Raw genomic sequence first — 16724 nt, 5'->3', positions numbered from 1 at the left:
GCGGAGGGAAGGGCGACATCGGGGCATCTACAAGTAGACTGTGCGGGGTCTGAACAATCATCCGTCGCGTGACCCCGATCCGGAGGCAACATCCAGCTCTGATAAGGCAGGCACCAACATCGCCGCGGTACCAAACCCAAACGTCAAGACCGTCGCGATGGCCGCCAGACTCGGCTTGGCATCGAGGAAGCTCACGATCGCATAGAACGTCGCGAGCGGGGCCAATAAACAAGCGATCCCCATCGCCGTCGAAGGGTTGCGCCAAGCGAGCGCGGCGTACAACGCCACGCCACCACCAAAGACGGCACCTAAGAACGGTGGCAGCTGGTACTCGAACGATCCGCTCAGAGCGAGCATGACCCGCATGCAGGTCGAAACGCCGAGGAACAAAAACAGTAGCGTTCCGACACTGACCGCAATCGCCTTGCGGCTGCTGGCGTAGATGATCCCGCAGTGCAGACCCAGCACCCCCGCAAAGCCGGTCAGCACCGTAAAGCCGATCGCCAGCAGCAGGCTCTCCCAGCCGGTCGTGGCCCCCGCGTAAACGAGGTACCCGCACAGTCCCAGGGGCAGCAAAATCATCTCGCGCGTGTTCCACAACGCTCCCCCAAGCTTGCCCAAGATCAGCTCGGGGGCCGTCAACTCGCTGGCCAGCAACAGGTCCAGCGACTTGGCGTCACGCTCCCCCGTGAGGGAAGTCACCGCCAACGCATTCACCAGCACCAGGCTGAGGACCGCGACCGGAGCTATCGCCATGGTCAGCGGATGGACCCCCTCGACAGCGCTGAGGGTGGACTCGGCGTCGGCCGTCCGCGCAACAGCGGCCGCGGCCAAACAGAAAATCACAAAGTAGGCCGCTTTAACGGCAAGCACTTTCTTGCCGTAGGCCCATGTGCGAACCTCACGCCACAAGACCGGATTATCCCAAACCTCGCGCCGCTGCCCCGCAACACGGTGGACCTCTGCCGACTGGCCGCGCGCACGGCGGACAACGGCATCGGCATCGGCGGACGGACTGGAAGGGGCTTCGGCCTCGGTGGATTGCGTTGCGGTTTGCGGCCCCCCCATGGGGCGTGCTTCTCGCGAGGGATTCCAGACCCGTACCAACGCGATCGCCAGGACATTGAGCAATAGCCCCAGTCCCACTGAGAAAGCGGCTCCGGCTGCCCAATCGGGGGTGACCGTCGCGATGGCACCGGCGATCGGGGGGGCTTCGCCAAAGCGTGGGGTCAGCGCCGCTTGCAGGGCCTGCCACGGGCTGACGATAGCCGCTACTTGCGCGGCCGAACTGCCCACCAGCTCACGACCAAAGACGCCCGCCGCGATCGCCTCTCCCATCGCGATCCACAAAAACAACACCGCGGCGGTTAAAGCGAGCGCTTGGAAGGTTTTCTCACGCCATAGCGCGAGGGTCGAGCCAAGGCTTCCCGCCGCAAAGGAACCGGCCGCCGTAACGGCCACGGCACCGAGCACCTGCCGCAGATCGATCCCGCCGAACAGGGTGAGCATGAGATAATAAGGCGTCACCGCGATCATCGCGACCAGCACACTGAGCAGGCTGGCCAGCAACCGGCCCAAGACAAGCTCATGATTGCGCAAGTCCGTCAGCAGCAGCAGGATCAACGTGCCGCGGCTTTTTTCTTGCGACACCGCGGCAGCCGACAGCAGAGCGGAAAAGAGCACCGCAACGGTTAACGCCAATGGCGTTACGAGTCGAAACGCTACCGCGCCGAAACGGGAGAGCTCTCCCGGACCTTCAAGCGATCCCGAGCCCACAATCACCTGCCAAGCCGTGAGGGTCAGTCCCAGCAGCGCGGCAACCGCCAGCACCCGCACTGCGAAGTGCTGCACGCGTCGCGGTGCCGTGAGCGCTTCACGGGTAAAAAGGGGACCGATGAACAACGCGCTGAAGGGCAGGGGGGCAGACGGGGCAGACGGGGCAGACAAACCGAGAGATTACCAGTGTAACGACCCTGCCATTCGGCCGCGTCCCCACCCACCCCGGCTTCCCCCCCAGGAACCTTTTGGGGAGAGCTTTCTGGCAAGCGGAATTGATCACCGGCTTAAAAACGGTGCGGCTAAGCCTCACAGCGCGTCGGCAACAATTTGGCCGATCTCGTCCGTGCCCAGGCCGCTCCGATCGAGACTCTTGCCAGCAAAGCGGGGCGTTGCCGCTCGTACCGCCTGGCCGATTCGTTCGCCCGCTTTCACGGCGGCGGCATTCGCATGGATCCGACCGGTTTCGCGGAGCAAGAGGCCCAGCGAATCGATCGTCGCGATCGGGTTCGCTTGGTTCTTGCCGGCAATGTCGGGTGCCGAGCCGTGCACCGGTTCGAACATGCCCGGTGCCACGCCGTCGGGGTTCAAGTTGCCGCTGCTGGCGATGCCCATCCCGCCGGCGATCGCGGCCCCCAGGTCGGTGATGATGTCGCCAAACATGTTCGGCACTACAATCACGTCGTACACCTCGGGCTTGGTAACCATGAACATGCAGCACGCATCCACATGGTGATACGCCGTTGTGACGTCATCGTATTCGACGGCGATCTCCTGGAACGCGCGGTGCCAGGTGTCGCCCGCGAAGGTCAGCACGTTGGTTTTGTGGACCAGCGTAAGGTGCTTGCGGGCTCTCGTCTTGGCTAAGTCGAACGCGTAGCGAATGCAACGCTCAACGCCAAAGCGTGTCGCGATCATGGTCTGGCTCGCGATCTCCTGCGACGTTCCCTTGCGGACAAACCCGCCGACGCCGCAGTACAGGTCCTCGGTGTTCTCGCGGACACAGACGAAGTCGATGTCGGCCGCCGTCTTGTTCTTGAGCGGCGTTTCGATTCCGGGGTAAAGCGACACGGGGCGCAGATTGATGTACTGATCGAGCTCGAAGCGGAGCTTGAGCAAGATCCCCTTCTCGATCACGCCCCCGGCGAGCCGGGGATCGTTCGGCAGGCCCCCCACAGCCCCCAACAGGATGGCGTCGAAGCCCCGCAGTGTCGCAATATCGGCGTCGCTCAGCACGTGCCCGGTAGCGAGGAAATGGGCCGCCGAAAACGGGAAGTCGGTGGTCTCGTACGTCAGGCCACACGCGGGTGCCACCTTCTTGAGCACCTCAAGCGACGCGCCGACCACTTCGGGTCCGATGCCATCTCCGGCAATGACGGCAATCTTCAACGGCTGGGGCATCGTGTCACTAACTCAGCTGAGAGGGAATGAAGGCTACCGTGCGCGAACAGCGGATCAGGCTACGCTCCCCCCAAACACTTATGGCGAGAAGTGGCCGAATCGATCCGCTTCGCAAAACAGCGTAACCAACGCACGGGGCGGTCGCGAGTGGCGTTGGGGCTTGGGGCTCGCTAGGAGGGACTACGCTTCAAAAGAGCGGGCCCACCGGCTAACGGATTGAGGTCTCGGCCCCTCCGGCGGCCAGCCGGGCGAGCAACGCATGAGCGGGGCCGTGTCCCGCATCGGCCGCCAACGCCCGCTGGGCTCCGGCGATCGCCTCAGGAAGCCGCCCACACGCCGCCTCGGCTTCGGCTAATTGACATAGCAGGGTTGCGGGGGCTTCGCCCCGGGCCGCCGCCTCACGCAAAGTATCGGCAGCATCCTGGGGCCGGCCCATGCTCAGGTACGCCGAGCCCGTCATCGCAAGCACTTCGACGGGCTCTTCGCCCGGAGCGTAAGCGTCGAGCAACTGGTGCAGCGTGGTGAGCGTACGGCGTTCGTCGCCACTGGTGTGATACAGCTGGGCCAGATCCCTGAGCAACGCCTCGTCATCCGGGGCATAGCGCAGAGCCTGCTGCAGATCCGCAACCGCCAGGTCAGTTTCTCCCCGATTCCATAAGGCCCGTCCACGGAGCGCCCACGCCGATGCGAGCCGCTGTTCGACGGCAATCGCCTGCGTCGCCCACTCGATGGCGCGCGACGCATCTCCCTGATCCAGCCGCATTTGGCCAGCACGGACCGCGCCGTGTGCATCGAGCGGATCACACTGGCATGCCAACTCGGCGTGCGTTAGCGCTTCGCGATGGTCACCGCTTCGCCAGAGCGCTTCGGCAAGGTGCCGGCGGGCGTCGCCGTAGTCCGGGTCTGCGGCCGCCGCGGTGCGGAGCAATTTTTGAGCGTTGGCGAGTTCACCACACTCCAGTGCATCTACGCCTTCGCGGCACATCTGCCGCCCGAGCGCCGCTTGTTCCTGGGTAGCGCCCCGCTGGCGGATTGCTGCGCAGCCGCTGCTGCCGACCACTATCACCGCCATTAGCAACGCCAGCAGGCATAGAGAAGAGCGTCGGTGACAACGGATCCAAGACATTCGCTGCTAATTGCCCAATGACACAAAGCCCCCTAAGGCCTCCCCAGGCTCGCGCCCGGGGCCGCGAACCGTAGCCGTTGTCACGCCTCACCGGCAACGGCAGCCAGGTGGTGTTTTCGTGCGCTTCGCCAGGGTAGGGTGGGGGGAAGCAAAGTCGCCGCGTGCTAGCTGTCCGGCTCGTCCCTGGGGGAACCCTTCTGTGTATTCGGTTTACGATCGTCACGGCCTACAGATCGCTTACCCGGCGAACTGGCACCTGGAGGAAGAATCGGACCAGGACGCGCAACTCCAGCTCACCATCAGCAGTCCAGCCACGGCCTTCTGGACGCTCGCGCTGTACCCTGGCCTGCACGACCCAACCCCGCTAGCAGAGCAAGCCCTGGCGGCACTGCGGGTCGAATACCCCGACCTCGAGTCGGAGCCCGCGGACGAAGCCATCGAGGGCACCCCGCTTGTCGGCCGCGACATCAACTTTATCTGCCTGGACCTGACCAATACGGCCCGCGTGCGCGTGGGGCATTGGGGCGCTTCGACACTGGTGCTCTTCATGCAAGCAGAAGACCGCGAGTTTGAAGCCGCCGGGCCGATCTTTCGGGCGATCACGCAAAGCCTGCTCGTTGGCCCGCCGCGCACGGTGGAAGGTTCCCCTGCCGAGGACTGAACCCAGCAGCGGGTCAACAGCCCTGCAGCTAGCCACGGCAACCCTTCAACTCCGTTACTGGTCGCTACCTGGCTGGGACTCGCCGGTGTCGCCCGAGGGGGAGGAGCCCCCCATCTTTTTGTTGAGCAGCCAGTCTCCCCAGCGTGGGGAGAGTTGGCTCAGCACAAAAAGCCAACGCGCCTTGGCGGGCACGATCAGTTCGGCTTGGCGACGCTCGCACGCCCGCAACACCTGCCTCGCGAGAACGTGAGGGTCGATCACTGAGACCCGTGCGCCGCCCGCCGGCTTGCGCAACCTTTCGGGCAGCCCCGCCGATTCGGCGTTATAGCGTTCGCCCGCATCAGCACGCGACAGGGGTCCCGGACAGACCAACAGCGTGTGATGCCCCCGCGGGCCTCGTTCGAGCCGATACTGCTGGGCGAGCGCGGCAAGCGGATGCTTGCTGGCAGGATAAGCTCCGAGGCCCGCCGGCGCGACGCGTGTCGCAAGCGATCCGATCAGGATCAAACTCCCCCGCGAAACGCAGAGGGCCTCGGCCGAAGCCGCTGCCAGCTCCACCGCCGCCAAAAAATTGATCCGCAGCAATGCTTCAAATTCTTCGCGAGGGGTTTCGGTGGCCCAACCTCGGCTGGAGCGTCCCGCCGCGTGGCAAACCGCATCGAGCCGACCGCTTGCAGCGATCGCGGCCTGGACCACGCGAATGCCTTCGCCCGGCATCCCCAGATCCGCGGAAAGCGTTGCCACACCGGCGGCCCCGCCGCACTGAAGCGTTTGTGCAGCGGCTTCTAAGCGGTCCGCAACACGACCGACGATCGTCAGTTGGTACCCCCGCTCGGCATAGGCCTGGGCAAGAGCGAGCCCGAATCCGGCAGAACCACCGGTAATAAGGGCGTGCTTGGCAGGTGATTCAGAAGAGAGAGTCACCCACGCAGCTTAGCCAGCCCGGCAACGGCTAGCCACCTCCGCCCCGCGCGTCCCCCTGGCAGGGCGTCGTAGCAACCGCTTTGCTCGGTACAACCGGCATGGCAGGCGTACGGTTACCAACAAGGGATCCTCCCCGCTCAGCGACTTAGCACCGAGCCGCAATCACGTGCCAAGCTAGGGCATGCAGCGGCCTTACGGTCGCGAGCCAAGCCATCCGGCTGCCCCCCACCCTTTCTCGACTCCGTCCGACCCACGACGATGTCTACTTTGCTGCTGGAACCGATCGAAGCCGCCAACAGGCTCCTCGAATCCGGTCCCTCTGACCCGACCGCTGACGCCCCAAGGCTAACTATGCTGACCTCCGCAGAGATTCATGGCCGCGCGCGGACCAAGATCGTGGCGACGATTGGCCCTGCCTGTTCCTCGCCCGAGATGATCCGCGAACTCGCGATCGCCGGGGTCGACGTGTTCCGACTGAACATGGCTCACGGCTCGATCGAAGAGCAGCAACAGCATGTCGAGTCGATCCGCCGCATCAGTTCCGAAATGGAACAGCCGATTGCGATTCTGGTCGACTTGGGGGGCCCCAAGTTCCGCTTGGGTGATGTCGAAAACGATTGCGTCTTCTGCGAAACCGATCACGAGTTCTTCTTCGTCGAGGGCAATCAGCCCGCGGCAGCCAACGAGCTAACCTGCACCTACAAGCCGCTGGTGCGTGAGCTCTCGGTGGGCGACATGGTCATGCTGGCCGACGGCACGGTAAGCATGCGAATCGTCGAAAAGCTGACCGACCGGGCGCGGGCACGGGTTGTCCAACGGGGCAACATCCGCAGCCGCCAAGGCATCAACTTGCCGGGAGTTAAGCTGAGCGCACCGGCCATCAGCCGGCGCGATCACGAGCACGCCGAGTGGGCAGCCCAGGCGGACGTCGATTTCGTCAGCCTGAGCTTTGTCCGCAAACCGGATGAGGTGCATGCGCTCCGCGACATCCTGCGGTCGAACTCCTCCGAGGCGATGGTGATCGCCAAGATCGAGAAACGCGAGGCCCTTGATCGGCTCGACGAAATCGTCGCCGCGGCTGACGGCGTGATGGTCGCCCGTGGCGACCTGGGCGTCGAGATCGACGTCGCGGAGATGCCGGTCGAGCAGAAGCGGATCATCCGCACGTGTCATCGCCATCACAAGCCGGTCATCATCGCCACGCAGATGCTCGACAGCATGCACGATTCGCTGCGGCCGAAGCGGGCTGAAGCGACCGACGTGGCGAACGCGATCCTCGACGGCGGCGACGCCTGCATGCTCTCGGGCGAGACCGCCATCGGTAACTACCCGCTGGAAACGGTGCGGATGATGAACCGTATCGCCCTGGCGACCGAGGCCAGCGTCGCGGACCGGCCGCCCCGCGCCCCCGACGCCGTGCCGATCGGCAAAAAGCTGCACGAGATCACCAGCGCCGTTGTGAGTGGTGCCGGGACGATGGCTCACACGCTGCGGGCCAAGCTCGTGGTGGTGGCCAGTTTCTCGGGCCGAACCGCCCTGGGTCTCTCACAGCTGCGGAGCCATGTGCCAACGATCGGTGTCAGCACGAGCGACCGCACGCTGCGCAAGATGTGCCTGTATTGGGGCGTCACGCCGCTCAAGGGGGCACCGGCTTCCGATACCCCCGGCCTGATCCGCTACATGGATTCCTGGGCCCGGCGTCAGGGCTTTGCTCGCGCGGGAGACCGGATCGTCATCGTCGGCGGGTCGCACCTAACGACCGGCGGCGAGGAAAGCAGCCCAATGAAGGCGGGGGTGCACGACATTGTGATCGTGCATGAAGTCGAGGCCGAATGAACCGCGGACGGCGAAGCAGGCGATCGACTCAGCGACACCGGTAGGGCGTGGCTACCAGCAGTGCCGATGGTGATGGCCGTAGCCCGCGCGGAAGTAAACCCGCGGAGCCGGCTCCAGGAAATAAACACTGGGGCGTTCGACCAGCACCGATGCCGGCGCAGGGGGCAGATAACCACCTTGCGGCCCGGTAGCTGTCGCACGCTGAGCTGCCATTAGCACGGCATCGCTCACGCCCGCCTGCTTGAGCTGGATGAGCCCCTGGGGACTCAGGTCGAGCCGTGCCCCACGCTGCTGAATCGCCCCGACTACGACCGCTTCGCTGAGTCCCGCTTGGGTCATCTGCGCGAGGTCATAGTTCGTAACGGCCTGCTGGGCGGCTTGATAGTTCGCGGCGTTGGTTGCCGCGTAGCCGGCATTTGCCTGCTGGCGATCGGCCGCGTCTTTCGAGCGGCCGAACAGGTTGCCGGCAATCGCTCCCACGGCACCACCGATCAGCGCACCCTCGGGGCTTTTCCCCTCGGAACCGCCGATCAAGGCACCCGTGATCGCTCCCAGTCCGCCGCCCACCACGGTCCCCTCAGCCGTATCGTTACGGTAATAATCTCGCGACGGGGCGTAGTAATACTGGGCATCGACGCTTGGGGCAGCGACGAAGATCCCCAGGACAACCAGCAACAGCCGAGACAATTTGGGCGCCAGCATGGCACACCTTAAGGGTTTGGAGGGAGCATTCCGCGGGAAGCGGAGCGTTAAACGTCCACCAGGGGTATGTATCGACTCGTGGGGCCCGGTGCGAAGACCAATTCGCCATCGGTTCACCTCCACATCGCACCCCGATCAGGGCTCCGCCGAGCGAAAACATGCCTAGACCGGTGCTATGGCCGATTGGCCACCGACGCCGGCGCTGCTAGCAGCTTTTCTTCCAGTCGGGAAAGAAAATGCATGCTGCTGGAAGGGCCCGCGAAGCCCAGCACCCGTTCATCCCCATCGAGCCGTTGCGAAACCACCCTTCCGCGCTGGATGTCGAAACGGATCAGCCCTTTCACATGCCGATGGGCGAGTTGGCCATCGATCTCGGGAGTGGTGGGCGTGAGCACTTGAAACTCTGACTCAATGACCGCCACTCCGTTCTCCACTTCTTTGAGGCGATGCTTTCGGCGGGCCTCGATCGAGCGCGTGCCGCCGTCTTGGATGTTCACCCTGATCTCTTGCGGCTGGGACCAGGTTTCGCCAATCCCGATCGGTCCCTCGGGGAGCAGCAGCACGATCTGCTCGTGCGGGTCGGCCGCCGGCTGATGGTGCTTCACCTCGCGTTTTGTGATTTCGCCGCGGGGGTTGATCGTAATCGCCGAAAGCGGGGTGCCAACAGCCCGCGCAACGTCTTCGAATCCGGGCGGAGTCTCGCCGCTGGCGCTGTCAAACTTAACGGGGGCCCGATCGGGCAGATCGTTCGCCATCCGAACCCGTTCCACCAGATTGATAAACTCGATTTCTCCCGAGGGGAGCACATCGATCACCTTCCAAGCCTTGGTGGAAACGGTCTTGGTCTCGGTCTCTTGGGTGGTTCCCTCGATCGTGCTGCGGACGCTCGAGCGGACGTCCACTTCCCACCGCAGCACGTCACCGGTGGCGAACTTGTATCGCAACAAATGCTTGCCGGCGTCCTCGGCAGCAAAAGCGAACGAGCCGACGCTCGCGCCTAGCAAAAAGACTGAGGCGAACCCTAGGTGAACCCTCTGTGACATCCTTGTCATCCGTGGTTAAGTGCAGATGGAATGGTGCGCAAGCTAGCGTCGGTCACGGGGGCGACGTCCCCAGCCGAGTTTGCCACGCAGTGTGCGATAGTAAGTTTGGCCGGCGACCTCGACAGTCTGGAACACAGCCGGCGACTTCTCGACCCGAACCGTGTCGCCCGGTTCCAGGGCCCCGACAACCTGGCCATCGACCATCAGCCGGGTTCCCGGATTAGGCTGGGGAACATTCAATTCGTAAACGCGGTCCGCCGAATCAACGACGGGCCGCACCGTGAGGGTGTGCGGATTGATCGCCGAAACGACCAGGGCGTGCAGGTCCTTGCGCAGGATCGGCCCACCGGTAGCCAGATTGTGCGCTGTCGAGCCGACAGGCGTCGAGATCAACATGCCGTCGCTGGAGTAAGTTGCTGCCAGATCGCCATCCACACGCAGATCGACCTCGATCATGGTGAACGGCTCGCCCGCCAGGATCGCGGCTTCGTTGAGACCCAAGCGGGTCGAGAGCACCTTTCCCGATCGAACGTGCGAGCACGCGATCATCAGGTGATCCACAAGCCGGAACCGCCGGGCAGCAATCTCGGGGAGCGCGGTCCCGAGATCTTCGGGATTGATGCCCGCCAGAAACCCCAACTTCCCCAAATTGACGCCCACCAGCGGCAATTGATCATGGCCCATCAACCGAGCGGAACGCAGCACCGTGCCATCTCCCCCCAGCGCGATCGCGATCTCGGCATCGCGGGGCTCGAAAGGAGGCTCGAGGTTGCTCTCGATTGCGGCGATCGGCAGCACCTGCTCGATCGTCGGCCGTAGCGCCTCGGCTCGCTCGCGCAGGGCGGGGCGATCGCCATCGTACATCAGGATTACGCGGGGCACGGTTGTAGGCATAGGCGCTTAGCTTAGTCCCCCTTGGCAGTCAGCCACAGAGAGGCCGCCGCCCCTCTCGTTGCTGCTGCTTGAGAGATCAGCCGGCAAGGTTGGCGGCGGGGGCATGAGACAGCTCACGGCAAACCCGTGCAATGCCCGCCGCGTCGATCCCCAGATCGGCGAGTAGTTCTTCGCGCTCGCCGTGCTCAACGTAGTGGTCGCCAACGCCCAGTCGGCGGAATTGCCCCGGTGAGACACCGGCGTCGCTACACGCTTCCAGCACCGCGCTACCGAATCCACCGGCTACGGCCGCTTCTTCAACGGTAACCACAAACGGACTCTGCTCGATGATCGGTAGCAGCGTTTGCGTATCGAGCGGCTTGATGAACCGGGCATTCACCACTGTTAGCGACAGGCCCTCTTCGAGGTGGAGTTGTTCGGCGGCCTTGAGGCATTCACCGAGCAGCGCGCCGCCGGCCAGGATTGCGCCGTCGGGGCCCTCGCGTAGCACCTCGGCCTTGCCGAACCGCACGGGAGAGCGTTGCCCCGCAACCACGTCGGCCGCGGCCTTGGGGTAACGGATTGCGCACGGCTGCGGGTGCTCGAGCGCGATCGCGAGCATCGGGGCAACTTCCGAAGCGTCTCCCGGTGCCATGACAACCATGTTCGGGAAGACCCGCAGATAGGCCAGGTCAAACACCCCGTGGTGGGTTGGTCCATCGGGCCCCGAGAGCCCGCCCCGATCCAGCATGAACGTGACGGGAAGATTCTGCAGGGCGACTTCCTGGAAGATGTGGTCGAACGAGCGTTGCAAGAAGGTGCTGTAGATGTCAACGATTGGCCGCATGCCAACCTTCGCTTGCCCCGCGGCAAAGGCGACGGCGTGTGCCTCGCAGATACCGGTGTCGAAAAACCGATCGGGGAATTCGTCGCGAACCTTCTCGAGCTTGTTCCCCTGGCACATCGCGGCCGTGAGAACTGTTACACGGTTATTGGCGGCCATGGCATCGCGAATCGAATCGCTCGCCACATGGGTGAAAGTTCGACCTGCCGACTTTGCCATCGCCACGACCCGGTCGCAATCCCGCTGAAAGACGGGTGGCGCGTGGAACGTGACCGGGTCTTCCGCAGCCGGACGGAAACCGTGCCCTTTCTCAGTGACTACGTGCAACAGTACCGGACCGTCACCACGCTGGGCCATCCGCAGGTACTTGCGCAGCAAGGCAATGTTGTGGCCGTCGATCGGACCGACGTAGCGCATGCCGAGGTCTTCAAAGAGCATGCCGCCATGGAAGCCGGCCTTCGCGGCCTCTTTCATCTGGGCCAGCAATCGCTCGACCGGGTCCCCCAGCAGAGGGACCTTCGAAAGCACCCGAGCGACTTCTTCCTTGAGGCCCGAGTAGATCGGGTTCATCCGCAGCCGGTCGAGATAGTCCGCAACGCCCCCCACGCGGTGACAGATTGACATCCGGTTGTCGTTGAGCACGACCAACAGGCGTTTGCCGTTGCGTTTGGCGTTGTTGAGCGCTTCGTAAACCACGCCGGAGGGGAACGCACCGTCGCCGATCACGGCAACGCTCCAGCGATTCTCGTGGTCGCGGAGCAACTGATCTCCGCTGGCCAGTCCCAGCGCAGTCGAAACACTCGAGCCCGCATGCCCCGTAACGAACAGGTCGTAATCGCTCTCGGCCGGATTCGGGTAGCCCATTAGTCCGCCCTTGGTGCGGATCGTGGGGAACTCGTCGTAGCGGCCCGTGATGAGCTTGTGGGGATAGATCTGGTGACCGGTATCCCAGATGAGCCGATCCCGCGAAAAATCGAAAGCGGTATGCAGTGCTAGGCAGAGCTCAACAACACCCAAATTGGAAGCAAAGTGAGCGCTGCGTGCCTCAACAAGACCGCACAGCGTCTCGCGGATTTCTCCAGCGAGCCGTTCGAGGTCTGCCGCGCGGAGCCCCACCAAATCCTTCGGTGAGTTGATCGTGGGCAGTAGCGGTGGATTTTGCATAATCAAGCCTGCGGCAGGCGGGGCTGCTAGCTAAGTCTATCGGTCGCGTCCAAGGATCTGACGGGCGAGCGACCGCAGGGGTTCCGCACATCCGGCCAGTGTGTCGAGCGAATCCAGCGCGGTTGCGATCAGCTGGGCCGCGTGGGTCTGGCTGGCTTCGACTCCGAGAAGGCTCGGATAGGTTAGCTTGCCGCGATCGAGGTCTTTGCCGACACGCTTGCCCACAGCCGCTTGATCGCCCTGGGCGTCGAGCAGGTCGTCGGTCACCTGAAACGCCATGCCGATCGCTTGTCCGTAGCGGGTCAACCGATCGATCGTTGGCTTGTCAGCGTGGGCGATGATCGCGCCCAGCCGCAGCGAGACGGTAATCAACGCGCTGGTCTTGCGAGCGTGAATCCGGCGTAGATGAAGAAGCCGAGCCTCGGTTTCCGGCGGTGCCGCTTCGGCCCCCGCCAGGTCATCGACCTGCCCGCCGACCAGACCGCCGGGCCCCGCCGCGGCAGCCAACTCGGCACACGCCCGCGCCGCGACGCGGGGGTCAGCGAGCCGGGTTGCCAGAGTCTCGAACGCCAGCGCTTGCAAGGCGTCGCCCGCGAGAATCGCAAGCGCCTCGTCGAATTGACGATGCACGGTCGGACGACCACGCCGCAGATCGTCGTCATCCATCGCGGGCAAGTCATCGTGTATCAGCGAGTACGCATGAATGAACTCAACCGCAGCAGCAGCCGGCAAGGCATCCTGGATCTTCGCCCCACATGCCTGGGCGGCGTAGGCCACCAACCGCGGCCGGAGCCGTTTGCCGGGGCCCATCACGGCGTAACGCATCGCCTCCATGAGCCGTGCGGGACGGTCGGCATCGTCGGCCAAGCAAACCAGCAGCTCTTCGGTGAGGGCATGCGTAAATGCGGGCTCATCCCCGAGAGGGTCGCCCTGGCTAGCGCTATTGGCCAAGCTCGTGTCTTGCGAAGGGGTCGTCAGGATGTCCAAGGCGAAACCGAGCGTGGGAGTAGCGTACTTTTTCAAGGAGAGGTAGACGCTGCCGAGGGGGCACCACGGTCAACGGAGAGCCTGTATCGCTAGGAAGCTAACCACCAAACGCCTCGCGATGTAACGGGCACGACGACGTAAACCCTTTTCGGATCGAGCGTTATCGTTTTCAACGTCTGCGTCTTATCTTAGAAGAGCGGCGTCGAATCGTCCACGCCACCACCTGCTTTCCGCCCCTTTGCCCGCTCAGAAACCGAAGTTCGCTTGGCGGACCGGTTGTCCGCATCGGACGTCGCTTCGGCGTCATAGGGGGTGGTGACCGGGTTGCCGTCCGCGTCGAAGCCGCTGAGCAACTCGATCCGTCGCTCGGCGGTATCAAGTTGCGCGTGGCAATTCCGCAGGCGTGTGACCCCCTCTTCGTAGCGTGCCAGAGCCTCGTCCAGCCCGAGCTCGCCTCCCTCCAGGTCCGCGACGATCGCTTCCAGTTCGGCCAGCGACTCTTCGAACGACTCATCGCTGGTTGTGGCCGGTCCCCCGGTTTTGGGTTTTGCTTTTTTCTTTGCCATCGGTCACGGATCCGAGTGAATACTTTTGACGATGCTGGCGACCCGCCCAACGGCGAGCCGCGTGTGGATCAGGTCGCCGGGTGCCAATCGGTCGGCCGACCGCACCACGCTGCCGATTTTGCTCGGGCTCTCACCGTGGCCCGAGCTTTCACCATGAGTGGTTAGGCTATACCCGCGAGCGAGCACTCCAAGCGGGCTCAGCGAATCTAACTGCCCGGCTATTCTCGCCAGCAACGCCTGGCGATCGCCCAGCTTGCGGCTGATTCGCTCACCGGCCATCCGCTCGAGCTCGTCGAGCAGCCGCTGACGATCTTCCAACAGCACGAACGGCCGGGCGAGGGGCCGACGCGCCGCTAAGCCCGTCAACCGTTGTCGAGAGGCCTGAGTGCGTCGCCACACCGAGCGATGCAAACGATCGCGTAATGAACCGATGCGGCTCGAGAGCTCGGCTGAGGACGGCGCGATTCTTTCGGCCGCCTCGCTAGGCGTTAGCGCACGCAAGTCAGCCGCTAGATCAGCAAGCGTCACATCGATTTCGTGCCCCACGGCTGAAATCGTCGGAATTCGCGAATTGGCGATCGCCCGGACAACCGGCTCTTCGTTAAAAGCCCACAGGTCTTCGAGGCTTCCGCCCCCGCGACCGACAACCAACGTATCCAGAGCGGGTCGAACCCGATTGGCGGCGCGGATGGCCGCCGCGATCTCCTCAGCAGCGCCCTCGCCCTGCACGCGAGTGGGAATCACGAGCACCTCGACGCCGCTGCTACGCCGCCCGAGCACCTGCAGGAAGTCGCGGACCGCTGCACCGGTCGGGCTCGTCACAAACCCGACACGACGCGGAAACCGTGGCAGGGGGCGTTTCTTTGCCGCGTCAAACAGGCCCTCCTTCGCGAGCCGAGCTTTCAGCTCCCGCAGCGCCTGCTCAAGGGCCCCCACGCCGCGGGGCATCGCCCGATCGATCACCAGCTGGTAGGTGCCGCGCGGTCCGTAAAGATCGAGGTGACCGTGACAAATTAGCTCGACCCCGTCACGGAGTTCGAACGCCATGCGGCTGGCCGACCCGCGCCAGATCACCGCCCGAATCTGGGCGACGTCATCCTTGAGTGTCAGGTAACAGTGCCCCGACTGCGGTCGCGAAAAGTTCGAGACCTCGCCCGTGACCCATACCGAGGGAAACGTCTCTTCGAGCGTTCCTTTGATCTGCGCAGTTAGCTGCCCGACCGAGAGCGCTTGCGGCTCGGCGGGCGTGGTTTTGTCAACGGGAAAGGGTTCGGTGGGCATCCTGCCTGTCCATTGTGACCGCGGTTGTCCCCGAGCGGTAGCCGAGGGCTGCCCCCCTGCGGGGGCCTCAACCGAGCCGCTCGTGCCCGCGACACCGGGCCCCGCGTGCCTTGATCACTTATCGGATCGCTCGACAAAATATTCTTTGCGTAAGGTGCCGATCGATTGATCGGATGCGCACCACAGCGGCAGGCCTAACCTCACCAAATCTTCTCGAAGATCACTCTGGCCAAGAGCCCTCGAACACGGTTACGGCATCGCCCGTCATGAGCACCTGTCCCTCGTCCTCACGATAGTGAACCTCGAGCGTTCCGCCACGCAACTCGATCGTCACGAGACGGTCGGCTCGATCGGTCATCACCGCCGCCACGGCGGCAGCGCAAGCGCCGCTTCCGCAGGCAAGCGTCTCGCCCGCCCCGCGTTCCCAAGTGCGCTGACGCAGATGACCACGGGCTACGACCTCAATGAACTCGACATTGGTTCTTTCCGGAAAGACGGATGCCGTTTCGATCGCAGGACCGATTCTTAGCACCTCGGCATGATCCACCGAGCGATCAGGGAGCGTATCCGTAAAAACCACGCAGTGCGGGTTGCCCATCGACAGGCAGGTGACCTTCACGGCTTCGATCGAAGCCGTACCCGGCGGCAGCGCGAGCGAAACCTGGCGGACCAATCCGTCGGCCCCGGCCGGTAACGTGGTGGGGATCTCGTTGGGAGCGAAGCGGGGGGAACCAAGGTTCGCCTCGATGCGGCTTTGTTCGGCAGATTCTTGCAGGACGCGAATCGGCACCCGACGATTTGCCGAACGGATCACAAACTCTCGGCTGTCAACTCGGCGGGTATCGCGGAGATGCTTGGCGACGCACCGTACGGCGTTGCCGCACATCGCAGCGAACGAACCATCGGGGTTGTACATCCGCATCTCTGCGTCGGCAGTTTCGTCCGGCAAGATCAGCACAAAGCCGTCGGCCCCCACGCCGCGCCGACGATCGCAGACCGCGCGGATTAAAGGCTCGAGATCAGCGGGCGTAGACGCTGCGAGACAATCGACTACCACATAGTCGTTCGCGGTGCCGTGCATCTTGGTGAACCGCATGCGACAACTACTGACGAAAGGGGGGAGCGTACAGGGACTATGCACCGCGGCCACCGCGATCGCGGTGCCCTATCCCACCAAGTCTAGCGTGCTGCCGGGTTCTTCGTCGTCTCCGGAAGAGATTCGGTCCCCCTCGGCCGATGCAGCGTTCTCGGACTCTTCTTGGTCGGGCGACGGCTGTTCCTTGTGTTTGCCTTGCGGAGGGTGCTCCCACAACCGCCGGCCATCGGCATCGCGGTCCGATGATTGCTGATCGCCCTCGGTCTGACCGATCCCCGCTGCCTTCTCGGCCTTGAGATCCAGCTCGACACCGCGTTCCTGCGCCGCCGCGTCGCGGCCCGCCCTTTCCGCCGCCGCACCTTTCGTCTGAGACAGCGGCGTACCGGCCGCGCTGCCAAGAATGCCGCCTAAGGGTCCGATGCTCATCGTCACACCTCGCTGCGC

At 64.0% G+C, this 16724-nt stretch carries 15 protein-coding genes; 2 read left to right on the top strand and 13 right to left on the bottom strand.

Annotation, left to right across the window (positions count from 1 at the left end; genetic code table 11):
- Window positions 1-57: 57 nt before the first annotated feature.
- The 3 genes from Pla111_RS14620 to Pla111_RS14610 all read right to left on the bottom strand — a co-directional run bounded on the left by Pla111_RS14620 (window position 58) and on the right by Pla111_RS14610 (window position 4303).
- Complete coding sequence (locus Pla111_RS14620; RefSeq protein ID WP_146575189.1) at window positions 58-1947, bottom strand: ABC transporter permease subunit; 1890 nt, start codon at window positions 1945-1947, stop codon at window positions 58-60.
- Window positions 1948-2085: 138 nt separating this feature from the next.
- Window positions 2086-3177: a 3-isopropylmalate dehydrogenase gene (locus Pla111_RS14615; protein WP_146575188.1), complete on the bottom strand. Its 1092-nt coding sequence runs from the start codon at window positions 3175-3177 to the stop codon at window positions 2086-2088.
- 208 nt (window positions 3178-3385) lie between these two features.
- Window positions 3386-4303 carry a tetratricopeptide repeat protein gene (locus tag Pla111_RS14610; protein WP_146575187.1) on the bottom strand — a complete coding sequence of 306 codons (918 nt, stop codon included), beginning with the start codon at window positions 4301-4303 and terminating at the stop codon, window positions 3386-3388.
- 199 nt (window positions 4304-4502) lie between these two features.
- On the opposite strand from Pla111_RS14610, the gene Pla111_RS14605 reads away from it, so the two are divergent.
- On the top strand, window positions 4503-4964 hold the full coding sequence (locus Pla111_RS14605) for a hypothetical protein (RefSeq protein WP_146575186.1): 462 nt from the start codon (window positions 4503-4505) through the stop codon (window positions 4962-4964).
- Window positions 4965-5018: 54 nt separating this feature from the next.
- Here Pla111_RS14605 and Pla111_RS14600 read toward each other — a convergent pair whose 3' ends face one another.
- On the bottom strand, window positions 5019-5888 hold the full coding sequence (locus Pla111_RS14600; protein ID WP_146575185.1) for an SDR family NAD(P)-dependent oxidoreductase: 870 nt from the start codon (window positions 5886-5888) through the stop codon (window positions 5019-5021).
- Window positions 5889-6146: 258 nt separating this feature from the next.
- Between Pla111_RS14600 and pyk the strand changes: the two genes are divergently transcribed.
- On the top strand, window positions 6147-7724 hold the full coding sequence (gene pyk, locus Pla111_RS14595; protein ID WP_231931070.1) for a pyruvate kinase: 1578 nt from the start codon (window positions 6147-6149) through the stop codon (window positions 7722-7724).
- A 51-nt stretch (window positions 7725-7775) separates the two neighbouring features.
- On the opposite strand, the gene Pla111_RS14590 is transcribed toward pyk, so the two are convergent.
- The 9 genes from Pla111_RS14590 to Pla111_RS14550 all read right to left on the bottom strand — a co-directional run bounded on the left by Pla111_RS14590 (window position 7776) and on the right by Pla111_RS14550 (window position 16706).
- Window positions 7776-8426, bottom strand: coding sequence for a glycine zipper domain-containing protein (locus Pla111_RS14590; RefSeq protein ID WP_146575184.1), 651 nt, complete (start codon window positions 8424-8426; stop codon window positions 7776-7778).
- A 173-nt stretch (window positions 8427-8599) separates the two neighbouring features.
- Entirely contained in the window at window positions 8600-9469 is an 870-nt protein-coding gene (locus Pla111_RS14585; RefSeq protein ID WP_146575183.1) for a hypothetical protein, read from the bottom strand.
- 42 nt (window positions 9470-9511) lie between these two features.
- On the bottom strand, window positions 9512-10351 hold the full coding sequence (locus Pla111_RS14580) for an NAD(+)/NADH kinase (protein WP_197525056.1): 840 nt from the start codon (window positions 10349-10351) through the stop codon (window positions 9512-9514).
- 88 nt (window positions 10352-10439) lie between these two features.
- Window positions 10440-12350 (bottom strand): 1-deoxy-D-xylulose-5-phosphate synthase, encoded by a 1911-nt coding sequence (dxs, locus tag Pla111_RS14575; protein ID WP_146575181.1) that lies wholly within the window; start codon window positions 12348-12350, stop codon window positions 10440-10442.
- Between the two features lie 36 nt (window positions 12351-12386).
- Window positions 12387-13373: a polyprenyl synthetase family protein gene (locus Pla111_RS14570; protein WP_231931069.1), complete on the bottom strand. Its 987-nt coding sequence runs from the start codon at window positions 13371-13373 to the stop codon at window positions 12387-12389.
- Window positions 13374-13525: 152 nt separating this feature from the next.
- Window positions 13526-13903, bottom strand: coding sequence for an exodeoxyribonuclease VII small subunit (gene xseB, locus Pla111_RS14565; RefSeq protein ID WP_146575180.1), 378 nt, complete (start codon window positions 13901-13903; stop codon window positions 13526-13528).
- Window positions 13904-13906: 3 nt separating this feature from the next.
- A complete protein-coding gene (gene xseA, locus Pla111_RS14560; protein WP_146575179.1) occupies window positions 13907-15184 on the bottom strand; it encodes an exodeoxyribonuclease VII large subunit in 1278 nt (425 codons plus the stop codon).
- Between the two features lie 220 nt (window positions 15185-15404).
- The gene (gene dapF, locus Pla111_RS14555) at window positions 15405-16280 is read right to left on the bottom strand and encodes a diaminopimelate epimerase (protein WP_146575178.1); all 876 of its coding nucleotides are present in this window, start codon (window positions 16278-16280) and stop codon (window positions 15405-15407) included.
- Window positions 16281-16349: 69 nt separating this feature from the next.
- Window positions 16350-16706: a hypothetical protein gene (locus Pla111_RS14550; RefSeq protein ID WP_146575177.1), complete on the bottom strand. Its 357-nt coding sequence runs from the start codon at window positions 16704-16706 to the stop codon at window positions 16350-16352.
- Between the last annotated feature and the right edge of the window lie 18 nt (window positions 16707-16724).

The organism is Botrimarina hoheduenensis, from assembly GCF_007859815.1.
GTDB classification, from domain to species: Bacteria; Planctomycetota; Planctomycetia; order Pirellulales; family Lacipirellulaceae; genus Botrimarina; species Botrimarina hoheduenensis.
This window is presented reverse-complemented; position numbering and strand designations above follow the sequence as displayed.

What these genes read in the sequence shown, in the direction of transcription:
- dapF (WP_146575178.1), bottom strand. Translation starts at nt 16,280, where the DNA reads ATGCGGTTCACCAAGATGCACGGCACCGCGAACGACTATGTGGTAGTC.
- pyk (WP_231931070.1), top strand. Translation starts at nt 6,147, where the DNA reads ATGTCTACTTTGCTGCTGGAACCGATCGAAGCCGCCAACAGGCTCCTC.
- Pla111_RS14590 (WP_146575184.1), bottom strand. Translation starts at nt 8,426, where the DNA reads ATGCTGGCGCCCAAATTGTCTCGGCTGTTGCTGGTTGTCCTGGGGATC.
- xseB (WP_146575180.1), bottom strand. Translation starts at nt 13,903, where the DNA reads ATGGCAAAGAAAAAAGCAAAACCCAAAACCGGGGGACCGGCCACAACC.
- Pla111_RS14615 (WP_146575188.1), bottom strand. Translation starts at nt 3,177, where the DNA reads ATGCCCCAGCCGTTGAAGATTGCCGTCATTGCCGGAGATGGCATCGGA.
- Pla111_RS14550 (WP_146575177.1), bottom strand. Translation starts at nt 16,706, where the DNA reads ATGAGCATCGGACCCTTAGGCGGCATTCTTGGCAGCGCGGCCGGTACG.
- Pla111_RS14610 (WP_146575187.1), bottom strand. Translation starts at nt 4,303, where the DNA reads ATGTCTTGGATCCGTTGTCACCGACGCTCTTCTCTATGCCTGCTGGCG.
- dxs (WP_146575181.1), bottom strand. Translation starts at nt 12,350, where the DNA reads ATGCAAAATCCACCGCTACTGCCCACGATCAACTCACCGAAGGATTTG.
- xseA (WP_146575179.1), bottom strand. Translation starts at nt 15,184, where the DNA reads ATGCCCACCGAACCCTTTCCCGTTGACAAAACCACGCCCGCCGAGCCG.
- Pla111_RS14585 (WP_146575183.1), bottom strand. Translation starts at nt 9,469, where the DNA reads ATGTCACAGAGGGTTCACCTAGGGTTCGCCTCAGTCTTTTTGCTAGGC.